The sequence below is a fragment of the Streptomyces sp. NPDC006140 genome, from assembly GCF_040628815.1.
In the GTDB taxonomy this organism is placed as follows: Bacteria; Actinomycetota; Actinomycetes; order Streptomycetales; family Streptomycetaceae; genus Streptomyces.
In genome coordinates this window covers 107,303-132,688 of the sequence record NZ_JBEXTS010000005.1, presented here as the reverse complement: position 1 = coordinate 132,688, position 25,386 = coordinate 107,303, and the positions used below count along the sequence as shown (strand labels likewise).

The 25,386-nt window shown below is 71.2% G+C and carries 30 protein-coding genes and 1 tRNA gene; 2 read left to right on the top strand and 29 right to left on the bottom strand.

The window, feature by feature from the left end; all coding sequences use genetic code 11:
* The first annotated feature begins 30 nt into the window (after positions 1–30).
* A tRNA-Thr gene (locus ABZ386_RS16270) sits at positions 31–107 on the top strand.
* Between the two features lie 62 nt (positions 108–169).
* On the opposite strand, the gene ABZ386_RS16265 is transcribed toward ABZ386_RS16270, so the two are convergent.
* From ABZ386_RS16265 to ABZ386_RS16185, 17 genes are all read right to left on the bottom strand, one after another.
* The gene (locus ABZ386_RS16265; protein ID WP_355713056.1) at positions 170–475 is read right to left on the bottom strand and encodes a hypothetical protein; all 306 of its coding nucleotides are present in this window, start codon (positions 473–475) and stop codon (positions 170–172) included.
* 55 nt (positions 476–530) lie between these two features.
* Positions 531–881 carry a transcriptional regulator gene (locus ABZ386_RS16260; RefSeq protein ID WP_351339629.1) on the bottom strand — a complete coding sequence of 117 codons (351 nt, stop codon included), beginning with the start codon at positions 879–881 and terminating at the stop codon, positions 531–533.
* Positions 878–1,315 (bottom strand): hypothetical protein, encoded by a 438-nt coding sequence (locus ABZ386_RS16255; RefSeq protein ID WP_351339632.1) that lies wholly within the window; start codon positions 1,313–1,315, stop codon positions 878–880. Before ABZ386_RS16255 ends, ABZ386_RS16260 begins: the two co-directional genes overlap by 4 nt.
* Before the next feature lie 47 nt (positions 1,316–1,362).
* Positions 1,363–2,121 carry an ABC transporter permease gene (locus ABZ386_RS16250; protein WP_351339634.1) on the bottom strand — a complete coding sequence of 253 codons (759 nt, stop codon included), beginning with the start codon at positions 2,119–2,121 and terminating at the stop codon, positions 1,363–1,365.
* On the bottom strand, positions 2,121–3,140 hold the full coding sequence (locus ABZ386_RS16245) for an ABC transporter ATP-binding protein (RefSeq protein WP_351339636.1): 1,020 nt from the start codon (positions 3,138–3,140) through the stop codon (positions 2,121–2,123). Before ABZ386_RS16245 ends, ABZ386_RS16250 begins: the two co-directional genes overlap by 1 nt.
* A 127-nt stretch (positions 3,141–3,267) precedes the next feature.
* Positions 3,268–4,152 (bottom strand): thiopeptide-type bacteriocin biosynthesis protein, encoded by an 885-nt coding sequence (locus ABZ386_RS16240; protein ID WP_358964936.1) that lies wholly within the window; start codon positions 4,150–4,152, stop codon positions 3,268–3,270.
* Positions 4,149–6,632: a hypothetical protein gene (locus tag ABZ386_RS16235; RefSeq protein WP_355713046.1), complete on the bottom strand. Its 2,484-nt coding sequence runs from the start codon at positions 6,630–6,632 to the stop codon at positions 4,149–4,151. Before ABZ386_RS16235 ends, ABZ386_RS16240 begins: the two co-directional genes overlap by 4 nt.
* Positions 6,629–7,678: a hypothetical protein gene (locus ABZ386_RS16230; protein WP_351339645.1), complete on the bottom strand. Its 1,050-nt coding sequence runs from the start codon at positions 7,676–7,678 to the stop codon at positions 6,629–6,631. The genes ABZ386_RS16235 and ABZ386_RS16230 overlap by 4 nt, the downstream gene beginning before the upstream one ends.
* 257 nt (positions 7,679–7,935) lie before the next feature.
* Positions 7,936–8,118 (bottom strand): thiocillin family RiPP, encoded by a 183-nt coding sequence (locus tag ABZ386_RS16225; protein WP_351339648.1) that lies wholly within the window; start codon positions 8,116–8,118, stop codon positions 7,936–7,938.
* Between the two features lie 64 nt (positions 8,119–8,182).
* A complete protein-coding gene (locus ABZ386_RS16220; RefSeq protein ID WP_351339651.1) occupies positions 8,183–8,362 on the bottom strand; it encodes a thiocillin family RiPP in 180 nt (59 codons plus the stop codon).
* A 43-nt stretch (positions 8,363–8,405) separates the two neighbouring features.
* Entirely contained in the window at positions 8,406–8,579 is a 174-nt protein-coding gene (locus ABZ386_RS16215; protein ID WP_351339654.1) for a thiocillin family RiPP, read from the bottom strand.
* Positions 8,580–8,643: 64 nt separating this feature from the next.
* Entirely contained in the window at positions 8,644–8,817 is a 174-nt protein-coding gene (locus ABZ386_RS16210; protein ID WP_313742431.1) for a thiocillin family RiPP, read from the bottom strand.
* A 32-nt stretch (positions 8,818–8,849) separates the two neighbouring features.
* Positions 8,850–9,035 carry a thiocillin family RiPP gene (locus ABZ386_RS16205; protein WP_351339657.1) on the bottom strand — a complete coding sequence of 62 codons (186 nt, stop codon included), beginning with the start codon at positions 9,033–9,035 and terminating at the stop codon, positions 8,850–8,852.
* A gap of 34 nt (positions 9,036–9,069) precedes the next feature.
* Positions 9,070–9,813: a nitroreductase family protein gene (locus ABZ386_RS16200; protein WP_351339660.1), complete on the bottom strand. Its 744-nt coding sequence runs from the start codon at positions 9,811–9,813 to the stop codon at positions 9,070–9,072.
* A complete protein-coding gene (locus ABZ386_RS16195; protein WP_351339662.1) occupies positions 9,810–11,468 on the bottom strand; it encodes a hypothetical protein in 1,659 nt (552 codons plus the stop codon). Before ABZ386_RS16195 ends, ABZ386_RS16200 begins: the two co-directional genes overlap by 4 nt.
* Complete coding sequence (locus ABZ386_RS16190; protein WP_351339664.1) at positions 11,465–12,094, bottom strand: TOMM precursor leader peptide-binding protein; 630 nt, start codon at positions 12,092–12,094, stop codon at positions 11,465–11,467. The genes ABZ386_RS16195 and ABZ386_RS16190 overlap by 4 nt, the downstream gene beginning before the upstream one ends.
* Positions 12,095–12,102: 8 nt before the next feature.
* Positions 12,103–13,458 (bottom strand): YcaO-like family protein, encoded by a 1,356-nt coding sequence (locus ABZ386_RS16185; RefSeq protein WP_351339667.1) that lies wholly within the window; start codon positions 13,456–13,458, stop codon positions 12,103–12,105.
* 295 nt (positions 13,459–13,753) lie between these two features.
* Between ABZ386_RS16185 and ABZ386_RS16180 the strand changes: the two genes are divergently transcribed.
* On the top strand, positions 13,754–14,284 hold the full coding sequence (locus ABZ386_RS16180) for a SigE family RNA polymerase sigma factor (protein ID WP_351339669.1): 531 nt from the start codon (positions 13,754–13,756) through the stop codon (positions 14,282–14,284).
* A gap of 511 nt (positions 14,285–14,795) precedes the next feature.
* Here ABZ386_RS16180 and ABZ386_RS16175 read toward each other — a convergent pair.
* The 12 genes from ABZ386_RS16175 to ABZ386_RS16120 form a co-directional block, all read right to left on the bottom strand.
* Positions 14,796–15,452 carry a GPP34 family phosphoprotein gene (locus tag ABZ386_RS16175; protein WP_351339672.1) on the bottom strand — a complete coding sequence of 219 codons (657 nt, stop codon included), beginning with the start codon at positions 15,450–15,452 and terminating at the stop codon, positions 14,796–14,798.
* Positions 15,453–15,540: 88 nt separating this feature from the next.
* Entirely contained in the window at positions 15,541–16,812 is a 1,272-nt protein-coding gene (locus ABZ386_RS16170) for an MFS transporter (protein ID WP_358964935.1), read from the bottom strand.
* The gene (locus ABZ386_RS16165) at positions 16,809–17,966 is read right to left on the bottom strand and encodes an ATP-grasp domain-containing protein (RefSeq protein ID WP_358964934.1); all 1,158 of its coding nucleotides are present in this window, start codon (positions 17,964–17,966) and stop codon (positions 16,809–16,811) included. The genes ABZ386_RS16170 and ABZ386_RS16165 overlap by 4 nt, the downstream gene beginning before the upstream one ends.
* Complete coding sequence (locus ABZ386_RS16160) at positions 17,963–18,643, bottom strand: metallophosphoesterase family protein (protein ID WP_351339681.1); 681 nt, start codon at positions 18,641–18,643, stop codon at positions 17,963–17,965. The genes ABZ386_RS16165 and ABZ386_RS16160 overlap by 4 nt, the downstream gene beginning before the upstream one ends.
* Before the next feature lie 5 nt (positions 18,644–18,648).
* Positions 18,649–19,851, bottom strand: a complete 1,203-nt coding sequence (locus tag ABZ386_RS16155; RefSeq protein ID WP_358964933.1) for an ATP-grasp domain-containing protein — start codon at positions 19,849–19,851, stop codon at positions 18,649–18,651.
* Positions 19,848–20,153: a glutaredoxin domain-containing protein gene (locus ABZ386_RS16150; protein WP_351339687.1), complete on the bottom strand. Its 306-nt coding sequence runs from the start codon at positions 20,151–20,153 to the stop codon at positions 19,848–19,850. Before ABZ386_RS16150 ends, ABZ386_RS16155 begins: the two co-directional genes overlap by 4 nt.
* Positions 20,153–21,295, bottom strand: coding sequence for an alanine--glyoxylate aminotransferase family protein (locus ABZ386_RS16145; protein WP_351339690.1), 1,143 nt, complete (start codon positions 21,293–21,295; stop codon positions 20,153–20,155). Before ABZ386_RS16145 ends, ABZ386_RS16150 begins: the two co-directional genes overlap by 1 nt.
* Positions 21,292–21,756 (bottom strand): YjbQ family protein, encoded by a 465-nt coding sequence (locus tag ABZ386_RS16140; protein ID WP_358964932.1) that lies wholly within the window; start codon positions 21,754–21,756, stop codon positions 21,292–21,294. Before ABZ386_RS16140 ends, ABZ386_RS16145 begins: the two co-directional genes overlap by 4 nt.
* A complete protein-coding gene (locus ABZ386_RS16135) occupies positions 21,753–22,868 on the bottom strand; it encodes a hypothetical protein (RefSeq protein ID WP_358964931.1) in 1,116 nt (371 codons plus the stop codon). The genes ABZ386_RS16140 and ABZ386_RS16135 overlap by 4 nt, the downstream gene beginning before the upstream one ends.
* Positions 22,865–23,794, bottom strand: a complete 930-nt coding sequence (locus ABZ386_RS16130) for an isocitrate lyase/phosphoenolpyruvate mutase family protein (RefSeq protein ID WP_351339699.1) — start codon at positions 23,792–23,794, stop codon at positions 22,865–22,867. The genes ABZ386_RS16135 and ABZ386_RS16130 overlap by 4 nt, the downstream gene beginning before the upstream one ends.
* Positions 23,791–24,816, bottom strand: coding sequence for a hypothetical protein (locus ABZ386_RS16125; protein WP_351339702.1), 1,026 nt, complete (start codon positions 24,814–24,816; stop codon positions 23,791–23,793). Before ABZ386_RS16125 ends, ABZ386_RS16130 begins: the two co-directional genes overlap by 4 nt.
* The gene (locus ABZ386_RS16120; protein ID WP_198678245.1) at positions 24,813–25,385 is read right to left on the bottom strand and encodes a thiamine pyrophosphate-dependent enzyme; all 573 of its coding nucleotides are present in this window, start codon (positions 25,383–25,385) and stop codon (positions 24,813–24,815) included. The genes ABZ386_RS16125 and ABZ386_RS16120 overlap by 4 nt, the downstream gene beginning before the upstream one ends.
* Position 25,386 lies beyond the last annotated feature (1 nt).

Sequence of the window (25,386 nt, the reverse complement as noted above, 5' to 3'; positions counted from 1 at the left end):
TTGCTGATCGCACCATAGTGCGGACGGCGCGCCGCCTTAGCTCAGATGGCCAGAGCAACGCACTCGTAATGCGTAGGTCTCGGGTTCGAATCCCGAAGGCGGCTCCAGTAAAGGCCAGGTCACGTAGCTCGTGACCTGGCCTTTTGTGTTGCCCTCCAGGAGGGAGGCTTCACTTCTTCACGTAGAGGTCCCTGAAGGGCGTGAAAGGAGCCGCCTGGACGCAGACGTATGCGCTCCACTTGCCCTCCGCGATGCCGTTTCTGCCGGTCGACTCGCAGGCAGCGGCTGTGCCGAAGAAGGAGTCTTCGCGAGTGAAACCCGTGGGCGGTGTCCAGGCGTTCGCGGAGGAAGCCGCGGGTGGGCGCGCGGAACCAGTGGTGTTGCCGTCCGAAGCGGCAAACGCCTGTGGGGCGCCCAGGGCGAGCATGGCGGCGAGAATCGTGCCGTGCACTGCTGACTGTGCTGAACGGGTCATGGCAGGTTCCTCTTCTTGGGTCGCCTCGTGGCGAACTGGGGGAGGTCCGGAACCCTCACGGGCTGCTGTTCTCAGGCGTCCCATGGTCCTCAGGCTCACTGATCGGCTCGGGTTCCCACGCGGCGATGTCACGGAGGGCTGCCAAGTGGCGGTTGAACGCCGTACGCCCGTCGCCGGTGAGGGAGAGCCAGGTGCGGGCGCGCTTGCCCACGAAGGCTTTGCGGACCTTCACGTACCCGGCCTGCTCCAAGAGGGCGATCTGCTTGGACAGGGCCGAATCCGTGATCTCGATCGTGTCGCGGAGGGTCTTGAAGTCGGCCTCGTCGACCGAGGCCAGCGCGGCGGCGATGGAGAAGCGCACCGGCGCATGGATGACGGTGTCGAGGGACTTGCGCGGATGCTTCACTGCCGGGTCCCGGGGGTGCGGGCCGCCCTGCGGTCGACGATGCCGATCACGAAGAAGGGCACGGCGCACAGGACCGCCCCGGGCGCCCACCAGAGCGGTTCGCCGGAGAAGAAGACCGTGCCGAGTGTGACGGTGAGCGTGTAGACGGCCGCCCCGGCCGCCGTCGTCACGGCGAACAGGGCGCGGTGGTGGCGGGCCAGTACCGGGCGGGTCGCCGTGTGGATCACCAGGGCGAAGAACGGAATGAGCAGGACGACCGGAACGGCATAGCGCGACGATGGTTCGACCAGCAGTCCATAGGCGCCTGTCATCAGCATCATCGCCAGGCCGAGGACGAAAACGACGGGTCCGGGCCGCCGGCCCCCCGTACGCATGCGGGATGCCAGTGCGTCGGCTGAAGCAAGGGCTTCCTGCGCTTCCTTCTTGTCCATCATGGCGCCTTCCTCGCGGGTCAGGACTGGAGGATACGGTCACGCGCTCCTCAGGCGGGTTCACCTTGGTCCCACTTGAACGTCCGGACGGCCAGGACGACCGCCACAGCGGTGGTGGCGACGACGACCAGGATGGACAGCCACACCGGGTGGACCGGGTCGCCCTGTGACATCTGGGTGAGCATCAGGTCGGCGAAGAACGAGGTGGGCAGCAGGCTCAGCGTGGTGCGCACAGCGTCGGGCATGAGCTCGAGCGGGAAGGCGAGACCACTCAGGAACAGCGCCGCCAGTTGCACGAGCGTACCGACGTTGGTTGCGGCATCCGGCGAGGACAGGCGGCCGCCGATCAGGTACCCGACGCCTCCGAACATGGCGAGGCCGAGCAGGGCGATGCCGAAGAGCGCGGGCAGTCGGCTCAATTCCACCTTGCCGAGGGCGAGCGCCAGCAGGAGCAGGACGGCGGCCTGGGCGGTGACCATGAGAACCCGGGCGATCATGTGCGTGAAGATGAGGCGGGCCCGCCCCACGGGCGTGGTGCCCAGAAGGCGGAGCGTGCCTTTGGTGCGCAGGTTCGCCAGCGGCCCGGCGGTGACGGTCAGGGCCGCGCTGGTGACGGCCAGGAAGATGGCCATCGGGATGACCAGTTGGAGGAAGTCCGGGGCACCGGAGTCCTCCGGCATGGCGAAGCCGATGCCGAGGAAGATGGCCAGCATTCCGAAGGGGAAGAACAGCGCGAAGTAGAAGTACTTCGGGTCGCGTACGAGCTCCCGGGCGTGCATGAGGGCCAGCTCACGCGAGGAGGGGGACATCACGCCATCACACCTTTCTTCTGCGTGGGCTGAGCACCGTCGTGCTCCGCGGGCGGTTCCGGGCCGTCGCCCGCCTGGTGGAAGGAGACCCCGGTGAGGATGCGGAACACCGCCTCGAGCCCGGCCTCCTTGATCTGGATGTGACGGGCTCCGAGCGGGCCGGCGATCAGGCCGAACGCCGCGTCGGAGTCGCTGGTCCGCACAGTGACCCGGGTGCTGTCGCCGGAGTCGTCGCTCGCGACGTGGGACACCCCGGGCGTGGCACGCAGCTGTGTGATGTCGGTGCCGGCGGGGACGGTGAAGTGCACCTCGCGCTCGGGCGCGTGGGTGCTGATCAGGTCCTGCGGGGTTCCGCAGGCCGCGACCGTGCCCCTGTGCAGCACGGCGACTCGGTCGCAGAGCATTTCGGCTTCTTCCATCGAGTGCGTCGACAGCAGTACGGTGCCGCCGGATCCACGGTGTGCGCGGATCGCGTCCCACAGCTCCTGTCGTGCGTTGGGGTCCATGCCCGTCGACGGCTCGTCGAGCACCAGCAGCCGGGGACGGGAGATGAGCGCCGTGCCGACGAGCAGTCGCTGACGCTGTCCGCCGGAGAGCTTCGACACCCGGACGTCGCGTGAGGCCGACAGGCCCATGCGGTCGATGATGACGTCGGGGGCCTCGGGGTCGGGGTACAGGGACGCCCAGACCCGCAGCAGTTCCGCCACCGTCTGCTGTTCGAACACGGCGGCGTGCTGCGGCTGGATCGCGACGTACTTGCGGATCTCGTCGCGCTGCGCGACGGGGTCGAACCCGAGGACCCGGACGCTGCCCGCGGTGGGGCGGCGCAGACCGACGAGGGTTTCGATGGTGGTGGTCTTGCCGGCTCCGTTCGGACCGAGCAGACCGAAGATCTCCCCCGGTCGCACCGAGAGGTCGATGCCCGCCAGGGCGACGACGTCCCCGTGAGGGCCCGGGTAGTGCTTGGTGACGTTGCGCAGCAGGATCGCCATGTCGTGGGACGGGCCTTGTTCAGCCATGGGCATGTGCCTCTCATCGGATACCGAGGTCTGGCCGTGCGTACTGCTCACCCTCTGTATTCCAGCGTGGCATCCACTTTCCAATTTGGCAAGTGGATGCCTGCCGGGAAATAGAAGGAGCGGGCGGCTAGTCCGCCGAAGCGAGCACACCGAGCAGGCTCTCCTCGGCCGGTACGAATCCCCAGCGGTTGAGGTCCATGTGCAGGTAGTTGAGGAGCAGTTCCTCCCGTGACCTCGGGTTCCGGTCCACCGCCGCCGCGTCGAGGGTGCGTACGACCCTTGCGACATGCGCCCCGACGCTCCGCCGGAGACCGTCCTCGAGACGTACTGCGGCCTCTCCGGTCCCCTTCGACGCACGGGCGAGCAGGGAGCGCAGGTCCTCCTGGCGGGGCGCCGCCATGCGTAGCTGGCGCCCCCACTGGCGGCGGTGGGCGGTCCAGAACGCCGCCCGCGCCGGGGCGTCGGGGAACGCCGCCCGTACGAGCTCGCTCATGTACGAGACGGCCAGCGCCGCCCGGTCGAAGAGCGGGGTGAGGGAGCCGATCCGCTGGTCGTCGTACCAGCGGCAGGACGCCGTGAACAGTTCCTCCGCCCTGGCGACCCCGCGCGCTCCCCCGTACTTGGCGAGCTCCGGTGAGTACAGGCAGCAGCGGGCCTGCTTGACCAGCGGCAGCCCTTGGGGCACCGAGCCCGGAACAAGACGTTCGGCCGGGACGGGTCTGTCGAGCGAGTGCAGCAGCTCGACGAGTTCCGGCAGGCGTTCGTGAACGCGGTCGGCACCGTCGGCCGAGCACTTCAGGCGCAGGCGCAGATGGTGACCGCTCATGTCCCAGTAGCGGGTGAAGAACCACGCCGGCGCCGCCTCCTCGGACGCCCGTGCGGCCAGCCAGGGGATCAGCACCCTGGAGGCCTCGTCCATCGCATCCGGGTGTCCGGGGTAGGCGCGGACGTACCACCAGTCGGCCGCCACACGGTGGTCCGCTCGGTCCGTACGGTCCGGTGTCAGCATCATCGGTTCTCCTCGGGCCAGGCCAGCAGGGCCACGTGCTCGGTGGCTCTGGGCCGGCCGTGGGCGTCACGCTGGGCGTGCTGAGAGCGCTCGGGAAGTGCCTCCACGAGCCGGAGATGACTGGTCTGCGGGCTGAGCCAGTGGTGCAGAACCCCTATGGAGAGCGGCGAGGCCAGGGAGACCCACATCGGTTTCCGGTCGGCCGTCATGCCCAGGGCGCCTCCGGCACCGCCGAGCTGGTGCGCGAAGACCTCCTCCGGAATGCCGTGGGCGCGCCGGAAGGCGTCGAGCCGGACCGCGAGGGCGGTCTCGTCGCGCTCCCCGCCTTCCGGACGCGGAATGGCCGAGGCCGGCACGATCCACGAGGCGCGGCGGGTGACGAGACGGCCCTCCGGCCCTTCGGTGAGGCGCGGCAGCTCCACGACCTCGTCACCGCAGAGCGGACCGAGCTCGTGCGCCTTCGTCATCGTGTAGTCGGAGTACGGCGAGCCGTTGACCCAGGGATCGGCGAGTATCGCGAGCAGACGGACGTACGACTGGAGCAGATGCTGCGGTATGAGTCCGAGGTAAGCCAGGCCGACGGGCTCCCCGGCGAGGTCGAACAGGGACAGGGTGTCGTCGTTCGCGTCGTGGACGAGCACGGTGTCGTCCAGGGTCAGGCCGTTCCCGGCGTCCACCTCGCCCGGCAGGACCAACGGTGGCAGCAGGCCGCCGCACTCGGACTGCACGGTGTTGCAGTCGGTCCACACCACCAGCTCGCGGCAGGACACGCCGGGCCAGCAGCGTTCGATGTGCGCGGCGAGACGGCCGCGGAAGCCGTCGCCGAGGAGCCGGCCGAAGCGGCTGAACAGCCCCCCGGTACCCGATCCGTACTGGTTGACCACGAGCCGGTAGCGACCCGCCCGGATGTCGGCCTCGCTCGCCGACTCCAGCTGGAAGAAGACCCCGGCGTTCGGCGGGGCACTCGTCGGCCCCACCGGAAGCCAGGCCCGGTCGCCCGGGTCGCGCCGGCTCGCCATGTCGGCGAACAACGCGCGTTCGAGCGGGGGATTGGCGTCCCGGTCGACGGTGAGCCGCATCAGGAAACCGAGCGGGTCGCGGCAGACGCCGCCCGCGCCGAACTCGGCGGTGAAGCGCTCCAGGAGAAAGTCGTAGAGGTGCGAGCGGAACAGGTACGGCCGCATCCGTTCGCCCAGTGCCGACAGGTCGGCCCTGACCTCCGGCACGGTCAGGGGGTCGGGGAGGGGGAGTTCGGTCTCCCGGTCCTCGTAGACCAGCCCGCTGGGCTTGCGTTCGCCGCGGTCGCTGCGCCCGCCCCAGCCGTCGGTGAGGTCTCGGAGCTCGGCGGCGGCCGCGATGCGCCCCTGCGTGTTCTGCCGCCAGGCACCGTCGCCCAGGCTGTGGACCCGTGACAGCTCACCGCGCCCGATCGGCGAGCGGGTGCGGTCGTCCTCCAGCAGCGCGGCCAGTACGGGGAACGGGGGCTCGCCCCGGGTCCAGGGCACCACGGGATGGATGATGCCCGCGTCCAGCAGTCGGACGAAGCGGGCGAAGGGGCGTTCACCGCCGATGCCGGCGAGGAGTTCGGCGAACGTCGCGCCGGAGCGCAGGCCGCTCAGCGAGGTCAGGGCGTAGTCGGCCTCCACCGCCCGGTCGTGACGCCAGACGACGCCCTCGGTGATGATCACCTCGCTGTGGAGCAGCAGCCCGTCCGGCTCGGTGGGGGTGCCGGGCCGGACGGGCGCGACGCGGTAGCGCAGCAGGCCGGCCGTGGACGGGTCGTGCGCGAGCCGGCGCAGCGCCAGATAGGCCGTGGTGGCGGAGGTGCGGCTGCGCCCCCGGCCCTGTCCCCTCGTTCCGGCCTCGCCGACGGTGGTCAGCCCGGAGAAGGGACTCGTCTTGACGGCGGCGCGAGCGACGTACGAGTACAGCGTCTTGAGCTTCTTCGCCGAGCGCGCTTTGTGGTCACGGTGCCGGATCCAGTCGGGGGCGGCGATCGCCAGGGATTCGGCGAAGCCGCACTCCCCGGCTTCGCCCGTGGCGCCCTCACCGGATCGGAGCGTCTGGTGCAGCGTCCGGACGGCCTGTTCCCGGTCCTCGGCGAGCTGGGTGCCCAACTGCTCCAGCAGCGCCCGCCGTTCTTCGACGAGACGGACCCAGTCCTCCAGCAGGGAGGCCGAACGTGCCGGAAGGCGCTCCGCCATGCGGCGGCGCACGGTCTCGTCCCAGGGCAGCGGATCCAGGCGGTTGACCGACCGCTTGGCGGCCAGGGCCTTGCGGCGCAGCGGAACGTCGTCGTCGAGCCGGGGCACCAGCGCGAACAGTTCCTCGGTGAGTTCGGGTGCCAGGGCGCTCAGGCGTGCCGAGGCGGCGGCGTGTTCGGCCAGCAGCTTGCGGGTGGACGGTGTGACCAGGTCGAGTGCGTCGGAGGGCAGCCCCGCCACCCGTGTCAGCAGGAGCGGTGAGATCACGAACGACGTCATCGGCCCACCGCCGACAGAGCGAGGTCCACGGTGACGGGGACGGCGTGGAACATGGCGTAGGCGAGGAGGCACACGTAGGCCACGGAGAACAGTCCGTACGCCATGTGAACGCGGCGGACCGCAGTGCCGAGGTTGGCCAGGTGCGTGGGCAGCTCCTGGCGCAGGACGGTGTGCCGCAGCAGCGCGAACGCCCGTCCCCGGGCATTGGTCAGCCCGGTCGCGGCCTCGAGGGCCGTGTAACCGTCACTGGGCATGAGGGGATTGAGGTTGATGACGAGCATGAGGAGCTGCATCCCCAGCAGCAGCGCCGCGGTGTCCCTCAGCAGCCCCTCGGAGTTGAGGGCCACCACGCCCGACAGGGCGCAGAACCAGCCGTCGCTCAGGATGCCGGCCATGGCCAGCAGGACACGGCCGCCGCGTCCCCTGTGGCGGTAGGCGTCCGTGCGGTCGACGTACGCGACCGGCATGAAGTAGAAGAGCAGCGCGACTCCCAGTCCGCGCACCGGCGTTCCGAGCATCTGCGCGACCAGTGCGTGGGCCGTCTCGTGCATCAGCACGTACAGCAGCATCACGCCGGTGGCGACGAGGAACGCCGGCCCTGCCAGGTCCTGCGGCGGTGGCGTCGCCGTGAAGAGGGTGTGGAAGCCGAACGTGTACCCGCACAGCGCGCCGAGTACGGCGATCAGCACCAGCGGCTTCACCGGCACGGCCCGCAGGGCGGCGGCCAGGGGCTCCAGTAGCCGGGGCAGGGAGCGGGTGAGGATGATCCGGGGCATCAGCATCGAGGTGCGGACGCGGCCACCGCCCTGAGGGCTGTCCGACGGCTCGGAGCCCTCGAGGAGGCCGCTCTTGTCCAGGGCGGCCAGGAAGGTGTCGATCTGCCGGGAGAGGGCCTCGGCACGGGCCTGGTCGTCGCGTGAGAAGAAGGCGACGAGGTCGTCGCGGGTTCGCGTGCCGTCCAGATAGGTCAGCACCACTTCGCCTGCGCGGGTGATGCGGTGGTAGTTGCCGGTGACCGGATCGAAGATCAGCGGCATGTCGTCCATCCCGCGAATGACCTCCAGCTCGTCTCGGAGCTTCGGTGGCGAACTGATCACTGTCCTCTGCCTCTCCTGTACTCCTGGACACCCGGGGCCGGCGGACCACGACCGTTGACCCCGGGCCCTGCGTTGCAGGATGCTGCGAAATGGGAAAACCGCCTTCCAGCGGCGCCGATGACAGCGCCGCTGGAAGGAAGGAGCCGTGTCCGGCGGGCAGGTGCCTGAACGGTGTCAGCCAGTGCGGCACCGCCTGCCGGGCCCGGTCACCCGTACGACGACGCCGTGGTGGCGCTGCTGGCCGAACTGACCGGGCAGGACGCGCAGGCGGCGGACGTCGCCGTGGAGAAGGAGCCCAGGGCGTTGCCCTGCGGCAGTTCCTCCACGGACAGTTCGCCGTCCAGGGCGTAGAGATCGAACGCGTCCTCGTTGGTGTGCTGCTCGTTCATGGGGTGTCACCTCTTCTCTGCTTCTCGAGGCCGGCCCCGCTCGGGCCGGCGTTGACGGAACGGTTCAGCCGACGCAGGAGGCCGTGGTGGCGCTGCTGGCCGAGCTGGCCGGGCAGGAGAAGGAGCTCGCCGAGGTGGCGCTGGAGAAGGAGCCCAGGGCGTTGCCCTGCGGCAGTTCCTCCACGAAGAGCTCCTCGTCCATGGCGTACAGGTCGATGAGCTTTTCGGTGCTGTGCTCGTTCACGGGAGATGTCCCTTCTGGGAGTCCTGTGACCGCGAGACCGCGGTCAGCCGAACGTCGAGGCGCTGCCGATGCTGGAGGCCGAGGTCGCCGGGCAGGACGCGCTCGACGCCGAGGCGGCGGAGAACCAGCAGCCCAGGGCGTTGCCCTGCGGCAGTTCCTCGACGGAGAGTTCGCCGTCCAGGGCGTACAGGTCGAACATGTCCTCGTTGGTGTCCACTGATCGTTTCCCTTCGGAACAAGGTGCGGTGGAACGGAGGTGCCGGTGGCACCTCCGGGGGCTGTCAGGTGTAGCTGGAGAACGAGGTGAAGGAGGAGGCGGTGGTCGCCGGGCAGGAGGCCGAGCTGGCCGATCCTGCGGTGGAGACCGACGCCAGGGCGTTGCCGTCCGACAGCGTCTCCATCTCCAGGGAGTCCTCGAGGATGTCGTCGAGGACGTAAAGCTCCAGTTCGGGCATGCTGTGCTTCCCTTCCTTCGGGTTCACCGGGCTCAGCCCTGGCAGTTGGCGGTCATGATGCTTCCGGCGCTGCTGACCGGGCAGCTGGCCGTGGTCGCGCTGGAGGCGGTGCTGAAGGTGCCCAGCGCCACGCCCTCGGGGATCTGCTCGATGGACAGGTCCTCGTCGCCCAGGTCGATGCTGTGGAGGTCCAGCTCCCACGTCTTGGCGTCGGTCATCGGTTCACTTCCTTTCGTCGGGTGCTGCATCGGTTCACCGGTGGCCGGTCGGCCCCGGGGGTATGGGTTGCGGCACAGGTGCGCCGCCGAGGGCCAGGGCGAAGAGCTGGTGCCGACTGGCCCCGTCGCTGCGCAGCGGCAGCCGTACGGAGGCGGGGATGAACCCCGCGAAGACAGTGCCGACGAGTCCGACGGCGACGGCGTCGAGCCACATCGTGTACGCGGCCGCCCCGGCACGGGTCATGAGCGTCCGGTAGCCGTGGGCGCCGTGCAGTTCGCCTGCTCGGTCGAGGTCGGCGGCGAGGGAGATGATGGCCGCGGAGTCGCAGAACTCCCGCTGGACCGTGAGGCCGTGCAGGGCCTCGCCCTCCGGCAGCGGCGCGACCTGGACGTAGGACCGCTCGGTACCGCCGCCTTCGCCGGTGTCGAGGCTGTACATGCCGGGCTCCAGGCCGGCCAGCCGGAACGCCACCACACTGATCTGCAGGGGCAGCCGTTCCGCCTCGTCGGCCCAGGAAGCCAGGTCCGCCTCGACACCTCGGGCGGCCACGTCGGCGACGAGTGACGCGTCGACGGGGTCGGGGCCGAAGAACCGTACGGAGCGACGTTTCTCCAGCACCGTGAGCAGGGATGACCTGTCCCGCTGCCGGGCGGTGAAGCGGACGGGAGGCCCCAGGGGGACGGGCGGCTGGGGCGCGGGTCGCGGGGAGGGCCGCCCGGGGGCGGGGGTCCGGAAGGAGGTGAGGAGTTCCGCGGCCAGGTCGTGCGGGCTGCTCATGGGGCGTCTCCCAGGTCGATGACGGCCGTGACCGGTTCCATGTCGGGGTTGATGCCGAGGGCGGCCGCGATCGCGTCGTCGTCCCAACGGGGGCGCAGGGCGAAGCCGATGCCGAGGGCGCGGGCCGCCTCGCGGGCGGTGGCCTGGGCGCAGCCGCTGTCCAGCAGCACGATCCGCAGCGCGAAGGCGGAGTACTTGCGGGCGACCTTGGGGAAGTCGCCGGTCAGCACGAGGGTGAGCGGGCGGTCACCGGGTACCGCGTCGGCCCGGGAGGACAGCCGCGCGAGGCGGTGCTCGGTGGCGACGTAGCCGTAGACGCCGGGGGCCAGGCCGGGGATGTCGCGGACGACGGCGTACGCCGTCACCGAACCGATGTTGCCGCCGCTCGCCGTCCAGCGGGCCACCTTGTCGGTGCTGTCGGCCTTGATCCCTGCCGTGACGGAGAGCAGCAGCGACAGGGTGTCCGGGCCGGGCCGGGTGCCGGCCGGGGGCGGGCCGGTCCGGTCGAGCCGGTCGTGGTCGGGCGGTGGGAGTTCCACGGCGGCGGCGACGGGCCAGGTCCGGGAGACACGCTGCAGAGCCAGATTGGAGGGCTTGTAGTGCATCTGGTGGGCCTTGAGGTCGGCGAACTCCTTCGGGGGCATGGCCACCGAAGCCTCGAAGCGTGTCGCCGGCGTGGCGCGCTCCACGACCGGTCCCTCGGCGACGGAGCACCGGGGACAGCCGGGCCGGGTCGCGGAGGAGGTGTCCCGCTGGCCGAGCGTCTCCAGATCCACGAGCCGCCAGCGCATCGGCAGCGGGGTGGGGGTCGTGCGGGAGACCGCGGCGAACAGGTCGCGGGCGAACAGCGCGACGGCGAGTTCCCGGTCACCGGCGACGGCCGTGCGGTCGTCGTCCTCGTCGTCCGCGGTGAGGCAGTGCAGGCACGGCGTCGTCCGTGGGTCGACCAGGGGGCCCAGGGCCGCGCGGCGACCGCGCACGCGCAGGCGCAGCAACGGGACACCCTTGTCCCAGCAGTGTTCGGCGAGGGTGTGCATCATGCCGGTTCCGGGAGCGGGTTGTCCGCTGTCCCCCGCGTCGGCCCAGACCGCGAGCGTCGCGCGCTCGGTGGGGGTGTCGCCCGTGCCGAGGGTGACCGGCATGGACCCGGCCAGTTCGTCCCGCAGGAGGCCGGCGAGTGCCGGGTCGCCGAAGATCTCGATCCCGGCGGTCCGCAGGCGGATGGCCGCCCGCTCCCAGCAGGGGTTCACCTCGGTGGCGCTGCCCACCCGCGACAGGTAGTCGGCGAGCCGGTCGTCGATGTCCGGCACCGCTCCACCTTCTGCCCCGCCCGGTGGTCCCTCCTCGACCACGCCACAGGTCCACAGCAGCGAGAGGGCCTTGAACACGACCTCTTCGGGCACCCCGAGTTCTGCCGCGAGCCGGGCGTGGGTGCGCTCGCCGTCGAGCAGGGCCAGCAGTCCGGGCAGCAGTTGCGTGGCGGACCGGCCGCGGAAGAGCTGCTTCTTGGGCGGGCCTGTCACCACCACTTGGTCGGCCTCCGTGCCGATCACCAGGCCCCGGCGCAGTCGCGGGCGCAGGGGTATCCGCAGCTGCGGGTCGAACCGTGCGGCGGACCCGACGGTCTCGGCCGTCATCATGGAGGTGTCGCTCATGCCGTCCGCCCTTCGTCGATCCAGCCCAGTCGGCGCCACAGCTCGTCGCTCGTGGCTGTGGTGCGGCAGCGCGCGCATCGGTCCACCGCGATCACGGCCGCTCTGCTCGTGCCTCCGGTGATCTGGTCGAACTTCCGCACGGTGCCGCCGATCGCGTCCTCGTCGTCCGGCAGGCGCAGCGCTTCCTCGACCGCCTGTCGGGCGAAGGCTGCGGCGATGCCGACGTGATGCACCGGATAGCCGGTCGGGTGGCGGTCTCCCGTGTCGGCGGTGCTGTGCTCGGGCCGCCGGTGCTGGTTGCGGCGCCGTACGTAGCACTGGTGGCAGGCCGTGCGACCGGGGACCACGACAGGGCCGCACATCACCTCGGTGGCGGTGGAGTACACCCCGAACCAGGGTGTGCCCCAGGCGAAGGCCGCCCGGTCCGCCGCCTCGTTGATCCGGGGCCGCTCATGGGACGTGGCCAGCACGATGAGGTCGGCACGCGGCCACAGACTCGGATGCGTGCCCTCGTCCATCGTCATCGTGGTGATGTGGTGGCCGCGCTCCTCGGCGCCGTGTCCCAGGCGTCGTGCGACGTCCTTGCCGAACGTCCCCGAGGCGAGTACGAGCAGTTGGCGATTCATGACCCACCTCACGCGAAGGGCTGTGGATTGGGATTGATGCCGTCCTCGTCGTGCACGGGGTGGCCCATGGCGCGGGGAGCCTCGTAGAGGCGGGCAGTGGCGAGGTAGCGGGCCCGGTGGGCGAAGGAAAGCGGCATCAGCTGGGGCACCATGACCCGTACGGCCGTCGCGCCCACCTGGCGGGCCTCGTCGGTCGTGATGTCGACGACCACGACCTCGCAGCCGGCTCGGGACAGCCGGCCCAGCAGCCACGGCAGCTCCGCCTCGCCCTGTGCGGGACGGGGCAGGTCGGAGAAGGCGTGCACGGGCCGGTCGCCCTCCAGCAGGAAGTCGAACCGGTGGCGCTGGTCGCGCTTGCCCGCGAGGAGTGCGCCGCCGATGACGCTCACGATGTCCTGAGGGTCGTCCGGGTTCGTGTGCCGGCCCGCGTGGGAACGGAGAGCGATGCGCAGCGACGCGGCCTCGCGGTGCAGCTTGGCGATGGCCTTGCCCGGGTCGGTGTCGCAGGTGGCGACGACGAGCTGGGCGAGATCGCGGTCGTGGTCGGCGAGCTGCACTCCGTAGATGACGGGGATGCCCAGGTCCGTGGTGGCATCGAAGAGCAGGGTGCGGATGTTCTCGCTGGCCGCCCGCTCGACGTATGCCCGGTGTTCGGGGGCGAGGTCGTCGAGTTCGAACTCCAGCCGGGGCAGCCGGAGACGCTGGAGCCAGGTCAGGGCGATGGAGTCCCGTTCCACGACTTCCGACAGGCCGTTGGCTATGGCGGCCAACGGGTCGGAGTGGGTGGCGCATCCGGTGGAGACCGGGTGCACGTAACGCTCTGCGGCCGACTCGGGCGAGCACTTCAGATAGACCTGGACGGCCGGTACGTACACCTTGCGGCCACGGGCCAGCGACCAGCCCTCGACCCAGCGCAGGGGCATGTTCCGGTCAGTGGGCACCAAACCGCAGCGCGGGTCGGCCAGTTCGGCAGCGGAGAGGTTCGGCCACTCCCAGGGCGGGATGGCGTCCTCGCCCAGCTCCTGCGCGGTCGCCCAGATCATGCCCTCGGAGGACCAAGCGCACGAGGAGTACCGCTCCAGGGACTCGGCGGCCGCCAGATGCGCCGCCGTCTCGCGGTCCAGGGCCCCGCCGGCCCCGTCGAAGTTGCCGGAGGAGGCATCGTGCGTCCATTCCGACTGTGCCGCGAGAACCGCTCCGGGGTCGCCCAGCGATCCGGAGAAGACCTCGAAGTCCGGCTCTCCCTCCGTGACGGGCAGCCAGGTGAGCCGGGACACGAGCCCGTACGGCGACACCAGCTTGCCGATCCGGCGCAGGGATTCGGGCACCGCGGCACCTTGGGGTGTCGCCTGGAGCGTCCTCATTTCTCACCCTCCTCGGTGATCGGAGGTCCGGCCGGGTCGCAGCCGTTACCTCTTCCGAATCCCGTCTTTTGTGGCAGCAAAAGGAGATCCCTTGTTCTGGACGGTTTAGCTCCGTTTCCCGCCATGGAGCCGGAGTACGGTGCGTTTCCCCGAGCCACTAGCGAGAGAGCAGATGACATGTTTGACTCCGTTGAGCGCCGCGTGACTCGCGACTTGTCGTGAACGGTTTCAACCAGCTACACGTGGTGGAGACGCCGGGGCGCTGTCCGACAGGACGAAGAATTTTGAAACGGGGATGAACGGATTGGACGAGGCGCACGAGGAAGGTTTCGCACAGTACGTCGTCAGCGCACGACCAGCGCTCAGACGCAACGCCTTCGTACTGGTGGGGGACTGGTCCGCTGCAGACGATCTTGTACAGCAGACGCTGATCGCCCTGTACCGATGCTGGGAGCGGCTGGAGCGTCATGACGCGCTGTCCGGCTACACCCGCACCGTGATGGTGCGTATCTACATCGACGAACGACGCAAACTCCGCTGGACGCGTGAGCAGTTGCAGGGCTCGTTACCCGAACCCGAACCCGAACCGGGGGATGTGACCAGGGTGGGGGACAGGCTGGTCCTGCTCGAGGCGCTGTCCACCCTCTCGGCGCGACAGCGCAGCCTCGTCTACCTGCGCTACTGGGAGGACCTCAGCATCGATGAGGTCGCGCAGATCATGGGCTGCTCATCCGCGACGGTCCGCAGTTCCACCTCGCGGGCGATGAGGATTCTGCGGGAGTACCTCAACCGGCTCGGCGCAGCCGCGGGCGCCGACGGCACCTGAGCGGCACCCGACTCGGGGACGCACGACAAGAAGAATCACGGAATGGAGGATTCCGGCCGCCGGCCCCCTGGGTGCCCGCAAGGCAGCGGAACTCTTGCCAAGGGGTCGGCGGACCGGCACTCTCACCCACAGATGCGGCAGCGTCTTCCTGGACTTCCGTAAGAACTCCCTCGGGGAGGGAGTACGCTCAGCCAGCTCGAGATATTGTGATGAGGTTCCGTACCTGCGTCTTCATAGGATTGAGTCATGAGCGAAACTGGGCCAGACAATGCTCCAGAAAGCGAACAAGACGCTACCGAGTCATTTCGCGACACGCTGCACGAACTTCTCGGCTCGGCTCCGGCTCCGCCACCTCGATTGAGCGACGAAGAATTACTGGCGGAGATACGCGAGTCCGCCGGCAAGGACCCTGCGGGGGACGAGTGACGGCATGGCCACTGCGGTCGCACAGCGGCGCCGACTTGTTGTCCCGTACCTTGCCCGCCTGACGTGCCGGTGAGGTGTGGCTCGGTCAGCTTCGCATGGTGACCAGGGCCACCGCCGTCATCGCCGCATGCATCTCCTGGATCGCCTTGCGGACACTCTCACCCGCCCACTGCCCCTCGGAGATCTCCTTCATCCGTGCGGAGACCTCCTTGCGCGGCAGGTCGGGGAAGGCGAGGCGGTGCAGCTTGGCGCCGTGCAGAAGCGCGATGAGGCCGGCCGACCGGTTGTCGGGCTCGGCATGGCGCAGGACCAGCTCCTCAAGCCGTGCCCGCAGTTCACGCTCGACCGTGCCGTCCGCCTCCGGGAACCGCCGCACCGGGAACATCCCCAGCACCTTGCGCTGCTCCCCGCTGACCAGGCCACGCTCCGTGAGGCTTTCGAGGGTGGCTTCCAGAACCTTGCGGTTGTCTTTGGTCAGCCACTCCGTCACCTTGGGCGGCTTCCTCTTCCCCGCCGCCCAGGCATCGATCATCCCGAGCCGGTCGTCGAGCAGCCGGACTCCCGTCGGCGCCGTGTCGACCACCGTGATCCGCCCCTGGTCCACGGACACACGACCGGCCATCACGAGCTCGAGGACGATCCCGCCCGCCACCGCCCACTGGCAGGCCTGCCGATCCCGCACCGCCCCGGACTCGTCGTCCAAGGACAGCAGCATGATCTCCTCTGGCAGCGTCACCGTCATGCCGACCCCCGTCACCCGACTCTGCTCTCAAGACGCCCGGGACGGCAGATCAGTTCCGCGACCGGGGAGCGGAGGCACGGTGATCCCTCTACTTCGTCGCAGAGGCCAGCGACCGCTCCCGTACCCCCACCCCCCGCACCCGCAGCGTCAGCGGTGCCGCAGCCCCGGCCGCGGCGAACAGGGCGCCCAGGGCCAGCCAGCCCTCCCGCGGGTGGTCGCCGAGGCAGAGGAGGGCGATCAGGGCCGGGGCGACCGCCGTCGCGGCGCCGCGGCCCAGGGAGAAGAAGCCCTGGTACTGGCCGTGCATGCCCTCGGGGGCCAGGTTGAAGCTCAGGCCGAAGGAGCCCGCCGACAGCCACAGTTCGCCGAAGGTGAGCGCGGCCGCGAACAGCAGGAGCAGGACCGTCGCCTGCCAGCCGCCCATCCCGCCGGTGAACGCCACCAGCGCGCACGCGGCGAGCAGGGCGATCCCCGAGTTGCGGCACATGCGGGCGGCCCGGCGGTCGTCCTCGGCGCCACGGCTGAACCGGATCTGCAGGCAGATCACCATCACCGTGTTGACGGCGACGAGGCCCGACACCAGGACCGTCGGCGCCTCGGTGTGCTGGAGCACCCACAGCGGCACGCCGAACGACAGCACCTGCGCCTGCAGCGACAGCACACCGCAGATCAGGGTGACGGCGGCGTACCGCCGGTCGCGCAGCACCTGCCAGCCGGAACCGGTGCGCTCCGCCTTCCCGGCCGGCCGGGTCTCGCGCGCCGGCAGCCACCGCAGCGGCAGCGCCGCCCCCGGGTAGGTCAGCGCCGTGCACCACAGCAGGGCCATGTACCCGGCCTCGGTGTCGGCCTGGATGACCAGCGCCGAGGCCCCCGCGCCGATGGTGATGCCGATGTTGGTCACCACCCGCAGGTAGGCCCGCAGCGCCACCCGCTCGGCGCCCTCCCCGACCGTGGCGACCAGTGCGCCGCGGGCCGCCGTGCTGCCCTGCTCGGCCAGGAGGAAGACCAGGATCAGCGCGAGGAACGCCGGGAAGCTGCGGGCGAAGGCCAGCGCGGCCATCGTGGCGAACTGGACGCCGAGCAGCACGGTGTACGTGCCCCGGGGGCCGAACCGGTCCGCCAGCCTGCCCAGCGGTACGGCCCCGGCCAGCGCCACGATCCCGGCGACGGTGAGGCCGGAGGCCACCTGGTGGACGGGCAGTCCGACGACCCGGGTGAAGAACAGGGTGCTGGTGGTCAGGTAGAGCCCGCTGCCGACCGTCTTGATCAGCCAGGACAGGGCGAGCAGCCGGGGCTCGCCGGGGGCGGGCAGACCGGCGTCGAGCAGGGCGCGGGTGCGGCTGCGGGCGGAGGTGCTCATGCCGCGGGAACCGCCATCTCGTGCAGCCGGGCGATGAACGCCTCGGCGGCCGCCTCGTCCGCGGCCGTGAAGTACGCCTCCAGGCGCCCCGGGCTGGCGCACTCCTCGGGCGTCAGCACCTCCAGCACGCCGGGCACCTCCAGGACCCGTTCCCGCAGGCCGGGCAGCGCGGGCAGCCGGGTGCGGCCGACCGTCCCGGGGCGCGGTTCGCGGTCCGGGCGGCTGGGCGGCTCACCGGTCGAGACCCGGACGAACTCCTCCCACAGGTCCACCCCGAAGGCGTGCCACCACATCCGGGAGATGCCCATGCCGCCCGGCCTCACCGCCACTTCGCCGATGACCGGGCCCTCCTCGGTGCGGAAGACCTCCAGGTGCGTCACCCCGGCCGGCAGGCCGAGCGCGGCGACCACCCGGCGGTGCAGGTCCAGCACGTCCCGCGAGAACGGGTCGGTCCGGTCGGCGATGTACCCGCTGTTCAGGTTCGGCGAGGTGCGCAGCGGAGGGAGGAAGTAGCGGGAGAGGGCCGCGCGGGCCACCTCGCCGTCGTGGACGACGCCGTCGCAGTGGTACTCGTGCGTGAACCGCACCAGGCGCTCCACCTGGACGGGCAGCCGCTGTTCCGCGAGGTCGGCGAAGTCGCCGGCCCCGTGCCGTGCGGCGAACTCCTCGGGGGAGTCGACCCGGTAGGTGCGCTTCGAGGCGGAGCCGAACACCGGCTTGATCATGACGGGCCAGCCGGTCCGCTCCGCCGCCCGGGGCACCTCGTCGACCGTGGCGGCCTGGGCGTAGTCCGTCACCGGGAGACCGACGGCGCGCAGCCTGTCCTTCATGGCCCGCTTGTGGGCGCCCCACAGGGACGCGTCGAAGCCGGGCCCGGGCACCCCGAGCAGGGCACGGACCAGGCCGGCCGCCACGACGCTCTTCTCGGTGGCCGCGACGACGTGGTCGACCGGCCCGTGCGCGGCGAGTTCGTACGCCGCCTGCTCGACCTGCGTCAGATCGGCGAAGCTGTCGACGTACGCCACCTCGTGCCCCCGGTACAGGTCGGCGTAGACCTTGCGGGTCATGACGCGGACGGTGACGTCCCGGCGGCGGGCCAGGGCTTGGAGGACCTCGGGCTTGTCCGAGTTGAGCAGGAGTACCTGCCGGGTCACTTGATCTCCGTAGGGGGTGAGGCGTGGTGGTAGGTGACGGTGGCGGCCGCCTCGTCGACGACGGCCCAGGCCGGGGAGGGGCCGCGGTCCGGGGCGCAGCCGGTGACGGAGCCGACGTTGATCACGTAGCGGGCGTCCGGGGCGAGCGGGACCGGCTCGCCGAACCGTACGGGCAGGCGCTCCACCCGCACCGGGCCGGTGCCGTCGGGCCGCAGCCGGTACAGCGCGCTGCGGTGGTGGTGCCCGTGCACCAGCGCCCGCCCGGGGAAGTCCGCGTCGGCCGGGCACCACAGCCCCGGTTCCAGTTCGCGCCAGGGCAGCGGGTGGCCGTGGCAGTACAGCGCGAAGCCGGTGCGGTGCTCCAGCGGGGCGTCGAGCAGCGGGCGGCTCCAGTCGGGCAGGTCGTGGTCGGGCACCAGGGCGCGGATCCGCTCCTCCTGGTTGCCGCGCACCAGCCGTACGCCCGCCAGGAGCCGGGCGAGTTCGGGGTCCGGGTCGAAGACGTCGGTCAGCCGGCCGCCGAACTCGTACCCGGCGGTCTCCGCTTTCCCGACGCGGCACTCGAAGACGTCGCCGAGGCAGACCACGCGGTCCACCTCCTGCTCGCGGATGCCGTCGAGGACGGCGCGCAGCCGTGCGGTGTCCCCGTGGATGTCGGTCACGACGGCGTGGCGCACCGCTCTCACCCGCTCGTCTCGATCCGCACCCGCTCCGCCAGCGCCGCGCAGACCCGGGCGGCGTCGGCCGCGTCCGTGCCGTCGGCGATGACGTATCCGGCGCGGTCCTGCGAGCTGCGCACCGGGCGGACCCGGTCGCCGACCTCGACGTCCAGGTGGATCTCGGCGGTGGTGCCGTCGGTGTCGGGCAGGGCGATGTCGCGGACCGTGCCGGGCGGTGGGGTGAGGAAGCGGATGGCCGCTCCCCGGCGGGCGACGGGCGGGTCGGCCGGCGGCGGGAGCAGGCCCAGCGGGCAGCCCGCGGTGAGGGCCACCACGTCCAGGCCGTAGGCGCGGCGCAGCAGTTCGCGGATCTTGTCGCCGCCGATGCGGTTGTGCGACTCCAGGATCCGGGGGCCCTTGGAGGTGATCTTGACCTCGGTGTGGGCGGGGCCCTCCGTCAGGCCCACGGCGTCCAGGAAGGCCCGGACGAGCGCGGCGGTCTCCGCCAGCACGGGCGCGGGCAGGGCGCTCGGCTGGGTGTGCCCCGTCTCCACGAACGCCGTGCCGACCAGCTTGTCGGTCACCGCGAGCACGGTGTGCTTGCCGTCGTACGAGAAGCTCTCCACGCTGATCTCCGGCCCGTCGAGGTACTCCTCGGCGATCGGCCGGAGCCCGCCCGCCGCCTCGAACGCCCGCCAGACGTCCTCGGCGTCCTGCGGCCCGGCCACCTTGAAGACGGCCTGACTGCTGGTGCCCGCCGCCGGCTTGAGGATGACCGGCCCGCCCGTCGCAGCGCAGAACGCGGCGAGGCCGGCCGGGTCTCGCGGGGTGGTGGTGGGCACGGGGCCGATGCCGCGGGCGTTGAGGAGTTCCCGCATGCGCCGCTTGTCCTGCAACAGGCCCACGGTGTGCAGGGAGTTGCCGGGCAGGCCGAGCCGCTCGGCGACCGCGGCCGTCGGCAGCAGGCCCCGTTCGGTGAGCGACAGGACGCGCGCGAAGGGGCGTTCGGCGTGCAGCGGCGCGAGGGCCGCGTGCAGGGCGTCGGTGTCCGCCAGGGGTGCCGCCAGTGCCGTGCCGGCCTCCGCGGCCACGGGCGGCGCCGGCTGCGCCGCGTCGTGCACGAAGACGGTGTCGATGCCCAGGGCGCGGGCAGCGCGCACCAGTTGCGGGGTGCCCGCGAGCACCGCGATACGCGGTGTCGCGGGCACCTGCTGCCCGAAGGTCATGCCACGGGCTCCGGCTGTGCTTCCGCCGCGGCCCCCGCCTCGGGCGCCACCGCCTCCGGGTCGCCGAAGCGCTCCTTGAGGTAGGCGATGATGTCGGCGTTCTCCCGCAGCTTGCCCGGGATGACCGTGGCGCCGTCCACCAGGGCCGGGATGAACTTGCTGCCCGTCGTGCGGATCAGCTCGTGCCGCTCCTCGCGCGGCTTGGGCACGTTGATGTTGATGTAGGAGACCTGGAGCTTGGTGAGCAGTTCGCGCACCGGCTTGCAGTCCGGGCAGGTCTCCCGCTGGAACAGGACGAGCATCAGCGGCCCTCCTCGTGGAACGTACGGATGATCTCGCCGACGCCGGAGCCCGGCGTGAAGGTGTGGCCGAGGTCGAGCAGGGCCATCTCCAGCGCGCCGAAGATGCCGCTCAGGTCGAGGGCGTCGGCCGCGCCCACGTGCCCGACCCGGATGAGCTTGCCCTTGAGGTGGGCCTGGCCGCCGGTCATCGTGACACCGTACGAGGTGGACAGCGTCTTCAGCAGCTGACCGGTGTCGATGCCCTCGGGCGCGAGCGCCGAGGTGATGACGTGGCTGCGCCGGTGCGGGGCCTGCACGAAGGTGCTGAACCCGAGCTTCAGCAGCCCGCGTTCGGCCGCCCTGCCCAGCACCGCGTGGCGCCTGCGGAAGGCCTCCATGCCCTCCTCGTCCAGCATCTTCAGCGACTCGTGCAGGGCGAGCAGCAGGGACACCGCGGGGGAGGAGGACGACATCGGGTAGAAGTGGCGCAGCCGCTCGAAGGACCAGTAGTAGTTCGGCCCGGTGGAGCGTTCGACGGCCGTCCACGCCTTGTCGGACAGGGCGACGAAGGCGAGCCCCGGCGGAAGCATGAAGCCCTTGTGGGAGGCGGCGAGGACCACGTCCAGGCCCCACGCGTCCATCTCCAGCGGGTGCACCAGCAGACCGCTGATGGCGTCCACGACCACGACGACGTCGGTGTCGCGGAAGATCCGCCCGATCGCCTCGACGTCGTTGAGGGCGCCGGTGGAGGTCTCGCTGTAGACGACGAACGCGCCCTTGATCCCGGGGTGTTCGCGGTAGGCGGCCGCGACCCGCTCGGGGTCGGCGCTGGTGCCCCAGTCGCTCTCGACGACGTGCACGACGAGGCCGTACGAGGTGCAGATCGCCTGGAAGCGTTCGCCGAAGTAGCCGTTGGAGACGACGAGGACCTCGTCGCCGGCCGAGAAGCAGTTGGCGACCGCGGCCTCCATGGCGCCGGTCCCGGAGGAGGCGATGGTGTACACCGGGGCGCTGGTGCCGAACAGCGGGGGCAGGCCGCCGCTGATCTCGTGGATCAGCTGCTCCATCTCGGTGGAGCGGTGGTGGATGATCTCGCGGGCCCCGGCCAGCAGCAGGCGCTGCGGGACTTCGGTGGGCCCGGGTGTGGCCAGCCGCAGCTTCACCGGCTGTTCTCCTTGATCGTGTGGGTGGCGGGGACGGGCGCCGCGCTCCGGGGCGCGTCGACGAAGACGCGGCGGGTGGCGGGCTTCAGGTCGAAGTCGAAGAGCACCACGCGGTGGCTCGGCGACATGGCGAGGCGGCCCTCCCGGAAGGGCACGAGCAGGCTGGTGCCGAGCAGCGACGACTTCAGGTGGGAGAAGCCGTTGGGGTCGGCGGTGGTCAGCTCGTGCAGATAGCGGCTGCCGTCGGCGGGGGACTCGGGGGCGATCCGCTCCAGAGTGCGCAGCAGGTCCTGCACCGCGCCCGGTTCGTAGCGCATGACGGTGAGCCCGATGGTGCTGCCGTGGGCGAACACCCCGGCGAGCCCGTCGCCCGTGCCGTGCTCCTGGAGGGTGGCGGCGATCCGGTCGGTGAGGTCGTAGTGGGAGTTGAGGCCGGTGCTCTCCACGGTCAGTTCGATCACGGGGCCACCTCGGCGGGCCCGGCGATCGCCGCCGGCGTGTTCTCGCCCGTGAGGTCGCCGGGGCCGGTCAGAGTCCAGGCGGGCACCCCGGCCAAAAGGTCCGTGATGCGCTTGACCTGGGCGGTGTGAGCGGCGCGGCCGTCGTCGAGGTAGTGGTGCCAGCCGGCGTTGGCGCCGTCGAAGGCCGACTCGACGTTGGCGCGCAGCACCTCGGCGTGCTCCTCGCGGCTGCCGGTCAGCGGCTCGACGACCGTGTGCTCGCCGGGGCCGATGGCCGGGTGCAGGATCGCCGCGACGGGCACCCGCACCCCGACGGGGGCGCTCGGGAAGCGCTCCCGGAACGGCAGCGGGTCCACCGCGAACTTCCCCACCGGGGAGAACACGTGGCCCTCGGCGGGCACGTAGTCGTCGCCGATGCCCGCGATCTCCTTCAGCCCCGGGTACTTGGCGACGGTGCCGTAGCCGAGGTGCGGGTAGTCGGGCCAGCCGGCCGCGACGACCGAGCCGTCGGGCAGCTCGTGCAGCACGGTCTTGTCGCCGCTGAGCACCTGGTAGCCGAAGTGCTCCACCAGCTCCAGGAGCACCGTGCTCTTGCCGGCCCCCTTCGCGCCGGTGACCAGGACGGCCTCGCCGTCGCGGTAGGCGGCGGTGGCGTGCAGTACCGCCGCGCCGGTGTTCTCCTGGTGCTTCAGCACCAGGTCGCGCACCAGCTCGACGAGGTCCATGTGCCCGCCGGCGCCGAGCGTCACGTCGATCACGCGGGCGGCCCGGTCGAAGAGGAAACGCGTGCCGGTCTTGACGCACTCCAGGTACTCCCGGCCGGCCACCTCGGCGCGCCGGGCCGGCACGGTGAAGAACGCGCTGGCGCTCTTGCGCAGGTAGATGTCCTCCTGCGCGGTCCCGGCCGGCGGCGCGAGGCGCTCCGGGTCCGGGGCGTGCACGCGCAGCGTGGCGACCGGCTCGCGGCCGGTCTCGTCGGGCTTGGCCTCCTCGGCGGTCAGATGCGTGGCCAGGAAGGCCAGCGCGTCCTCGACGCCGGCACCGGGCGCCACCTCAAGGTCGAGCCGGGTGCCGTGGAAGTCCAGCCACAGGGTGGTGGGGCGGGTGGTCACTGTGCGGCCTCCGCGAGTTCGCGTCCCAGGGACTCGTAGCGGTCCTGCTGTTCCAGCATCTGGGGCATGCGCTGCAGGTCGAAGATCTCCTTGAGCGGGGCGAGTTCCGGCTCCACGTTCAGCGTGGTGCCGTCCCGCATGATCCGGGTGAGGGTCTCCCGCATGGCCCGGATCGAGCTGCGGAGCGCCTGGTTGGCGTAGATCGCCATGGCGAAGCCGCGCTGCTCCAGCTCCTCGACGGTGACCTGGTTGTAGGTGGTCGGCACGACGATCACCGGCAGGTCGCCGCGGTAGGCCTCGCGGAAGGCGAAGACCTCCTCGGGGTCCTTGCGCTTGGAGTGGATGAGCAGGGCGTCGGCCCCGGCCCGCTCGTAGACGTCGGCCCGGCGCAGCGCCTCGGCCATGCCCTGCCCGGAGATCAGCGCCTCCAGGCGGGCCACCACGAGCATGTCGGTGCGGGTCTCGGTGGCGGCCCGGATCTTGCCCGCGAAGTCGTGCAGCGGGGCGAGGTCCTGGTTGCCCTCGATGAAGCTGTTGAGCTTGGGGAACTGCTTGTCCTCGATGCACACGCCGGCCACGCCGCGCGCCTCGTAGGAGCGCACCATGTGGATGACGTTGTTGACGTTGCCGAACCCGGAGTCGCAGTCGGCGAGGACGGGGATGTCCACCGCGGACGCGAGGTCGGCCGCCGCCTCCAGGCACTCGCCCATGGCGAGGATGTTGGCGTCGGGCACGCCGGCCGCGGCGGAGATCTCCAGTCCGCTGGACCAGACGACGTCGAAGCCGGCCTCCTCGGCGAGCCGCGCGCTGAGCGGGCTGTGCGAGCCCATGGCACGTGTCAGTCGCGGGGCGGCGAGCGCCGCGCGCAGCCGCTGTGCCGCGCCGGCCGGTGCCTCGTTCCGTTCCTGCGGTCGTCTCCCGGTCATGCGTCCCCTCCGTTGGTGTGTTCGGTCTGTCCGGCGAGTTCCCGGCACACGTCCTCGACCGTCTCGTCGAGGACCTTGCGCGGCCGGGCCGCGCCGATCCTGCGCCCGACCTCCCACGGGTCCAGCCCGTGGCGGGCGCTGATCTTCTCGATGCGGTCCTGGAAGTAGAAGTGGTGGTCGTTGATCCCGGCGGCGATCTCCGCCCGGCGCACCGTCATCGGGCGCGGCAGGACCTGCTCGGCCACGTACTCGGCGGCCTCGCAGACCAGCGGCAGATCGGCGTGGGTGTCGTACTTGGGCCACGCGGTGAGGAAGGCCGCGGCCTGCTCGGTGGCGAGGTTCCCGGCGCCCCGGGCCATGGCGCACAGCGAGGCGTCCAGCCAGCTCACGCCCGCGTCCAGACCGGCGACGGCGTTGGCCGCGGCCAGGCCCAGGTTGTTGTGGGCGTGGATGCCGAGCGGTGTCGGCAGCCGCTCGGCCAGCAGCTCGATCCGCCGGCGGACGTCGTCCGGGGTGAGCGCGCCGAAGGAGTCGGCGATGTAGAAGACGTCCGGCGCCTCCCCGGCCACCACCGCGGCGACCTCGGCCAGTTGCTCCAGGGTCGTGTAGCTGACGGCCATGAGGTTGACGCCGACCTTGAGGCCGAGCGCCCGCACGGCACGGACGTACTCCGGGACCCCGTCGATGTTCCACGGGTAGGCGGCGATACGCACCATGGACACCGGGCTGTCGGGCAGGTCGTCCATGGCCGTCACCGGGCACACGGTGGGGACGACCATCACGGCCAGCTCGGCGTGCGAGACGGCCGGCAGCGCCGCGAGGTACTCGGGCGTGCAGTGCGCCGAGGGGCCCGCCGTGGCACTGGACTTGCTCCCGGAGCCGCCGCGGTAGCCGACCTCGATGACGTCGACGCGGGCGGCGTCCAGGGTGCTCACGATGGTGTGGACGTCGGTGGCGGTGAACTGCCAGTCGTTCTGGTTCCCGCCGTCGCGCAGGGTGCAGTCGAGCAGGGTGGGTTTCACACGGCTCCTTCCAGATGCGCCGCCGGGTCGGCCAGTTGGGCGCGGAAGCGCTCCACGAGCTGCTGCGGCGTCTGCTGCACGCGCTGTCCGGCGGGGTGGCTGCGGGGCTTGCAGCGGATCCGTACCAGCGTGGGTGTGCCGGTCAGGTCCAGCGCGGCCAGCTGGTCGAGGTCGTCCACGGTGTGGGCGGCGGCGTAACCGGCCGCGAGGGCCATGGCGGCCGGGTCGCCGAGGGCGACGGTGCGCTGGCCGCCGGTGCTCTCGTGGGCGCCGTTGTCGAGGACGACGTGGACGAGGTCCGGCCGGTGCTCGGCGATCATCGGCAGACAGCCCGGGTTCATGGCGAACGAGCCGTCGCCGTCCAGCACCAGCACCCGGCGGTCCGGGTGGGCCAGGGCGATGCCGAGCCCGATCGGCGCGGCCATGCCCATGGAACCGACCAGGTAGAAGTGGTTGGCGCGATCGCGGATGTTGTACACGTCGCGCGTGATGTAACCGCAGGTCGTCACCGTCAGGGCGGTGGACTCGCGCTCCAGCAGTGCGCCCAGGGCGTCACGGATGTCCAGCAAC

Excerpts from the sequence above, each read along its gene's own strand:
- ABZ386_RS16180 (WP_351339669.1), top strand. The coding sequence starts at position 13,754 with ATGAACGGATTGGACGAGGCGCACGAGGAAGGTTTCGCACAGTACGTC.
- ABZ386_RS16195 (WP_351339662.1), bottom strand. The coding sequence starts at position 11,468 with ATGAGCGACACCTCCATGATGACGGCCGAGACCGTCGGGTCCGCCGCA.
- ABZ386_RS16130 (WP_351339699.1), bottom strand. The coding sequence starts at position 23,794 with ATGACCGGGAGACGACCGCAGGAACGGAACGAGGCACCGGCCGGCGCG.
- ABZ386_RS16200 (WP_351339660.1), bottom strand. The coding sequence starts at position 9,813 with ATGAGCAGCCCGCACGACCTGGCCGCGGAACTCCTCACCTCCTTCCGG.
- ABZ386_RS16230 (WP_351339645.1), bottom strand. The coding sequence starts at position 7,678 with ATGGACGACATGCCGCTGATCTTCGATCCGGTCACCGGCAACTACCAC.
- ABZ386_RS16170 (WP_358964935.1), bottom strand. The coding sequence starts at position 16,812 with ATGAGCACCTCCGCCCGCAGCCGCACCCGCGCCCTGCTCGACGCCGGT.
- ABZ386_RS16240 (WP_358964936.1), bottom strand. The coding sequence starts at position 4,152 with ATGATGCTGACACCGGACCGTACGGACCGAGCGGACCACCGTGTGGCG.
- ABZ386_RS16175 (WP_351339672.1), bottom strand. The coding sequence starts at position 15,452 with ATGACGGTGACGCTGCCAGAGGAGATCATGCTGCTGTCCTTGGACGAC.
- ABZ386_RS16245 (WP_351339636.1), bottom strand. The coding sequence starts at position 3,140 with ATGGCTGAACAAGGCCCGTCCCACGACATGGCGATCCTGCTGCGCAAC.
- ABZ386_RS16255 (WP_351339632.1), bottom strand. The coding sequence starts at position 1,315 with ATGATGGACAAGAAGGAAGCGCAGGAAGCCCTTGCTTCAGCCGACGCA.
- ABZ386_RS16205 (WP_351339657.1), bottom strand. The coding sequence starts at position 9,035 with ATGACCGACGCCAAGACGTGGGAGCTGGACCTCCACAGCATCGACCTG.
- ABZ386_RS16210 (WP_313742431.1), bottom strand. The coding sequence starts at position 8,817 with ATGCCCGAACTGGAGCTTTACGTCCTCGACGACATCCTCGAGGACTCC.
- ABZ386_RS16155 (WP_358964933.1), bottom strand. The coding sequence starts at position 19,851 with ATGACCTTCGGGCAGCAGGTGCCCGCGACACCGCGTATCGCGGTGCTC.
- ABZ386_RS16185 (WP_351339667.1), bottom strand. The coding sequence starts at position 13,458 with ATGAGGACGCTCCAGGCGACACCCCAAGGTGCCGCGGTGCCCGAATCC.
- ABZ386_RS16235 (WP_355713046.1), bottom strand. The coding sequence starts at position 6,632 with ATGACGTCGTTCGTGATCTCACCGCTCCTGCTGACACGGGTGGCGGGG.
- ABZ386_RS16150 (WP_351339687.1), bottom strand. The coding sequence starts at position 20,153 with ATGCTCGTCCTGTTCCAGCGGGAGACCTGCCCGGACTGCAAGCCGGTG.
- ABZ386_RS16190 (WP_351339664.1), bottom strand. The coding sequence starts at position 12,094 with ATGAATCGCCAACTGCTCGTACTCGCCTCGGGGACGTTCGGCAAGGAC.
- ABZ386_RS16265 (WP_355713056.1), bottom strand. The coding sequence starts at position 475 with ATGACCCGTTCAGCACAGTCAGCAGTGCACGGCACGATTCTCGCCGCC.
- ABZ386_RS16225 (WP_351339648.1), bottom strand. The coding sequence starts at position 8,118 with ATGAACGAGCAGCACACCAACGAGGACGCGTTCGATCTCTACGCCCTG.
- ABZ386_RS16250 (WP_351339634.1), bottom strand. The coding sequence starts at position 2,121 with ATGTCCCCCTCCTCGCGTGAGCTGGCCCTCATGCACGCCCGGGAGCTC.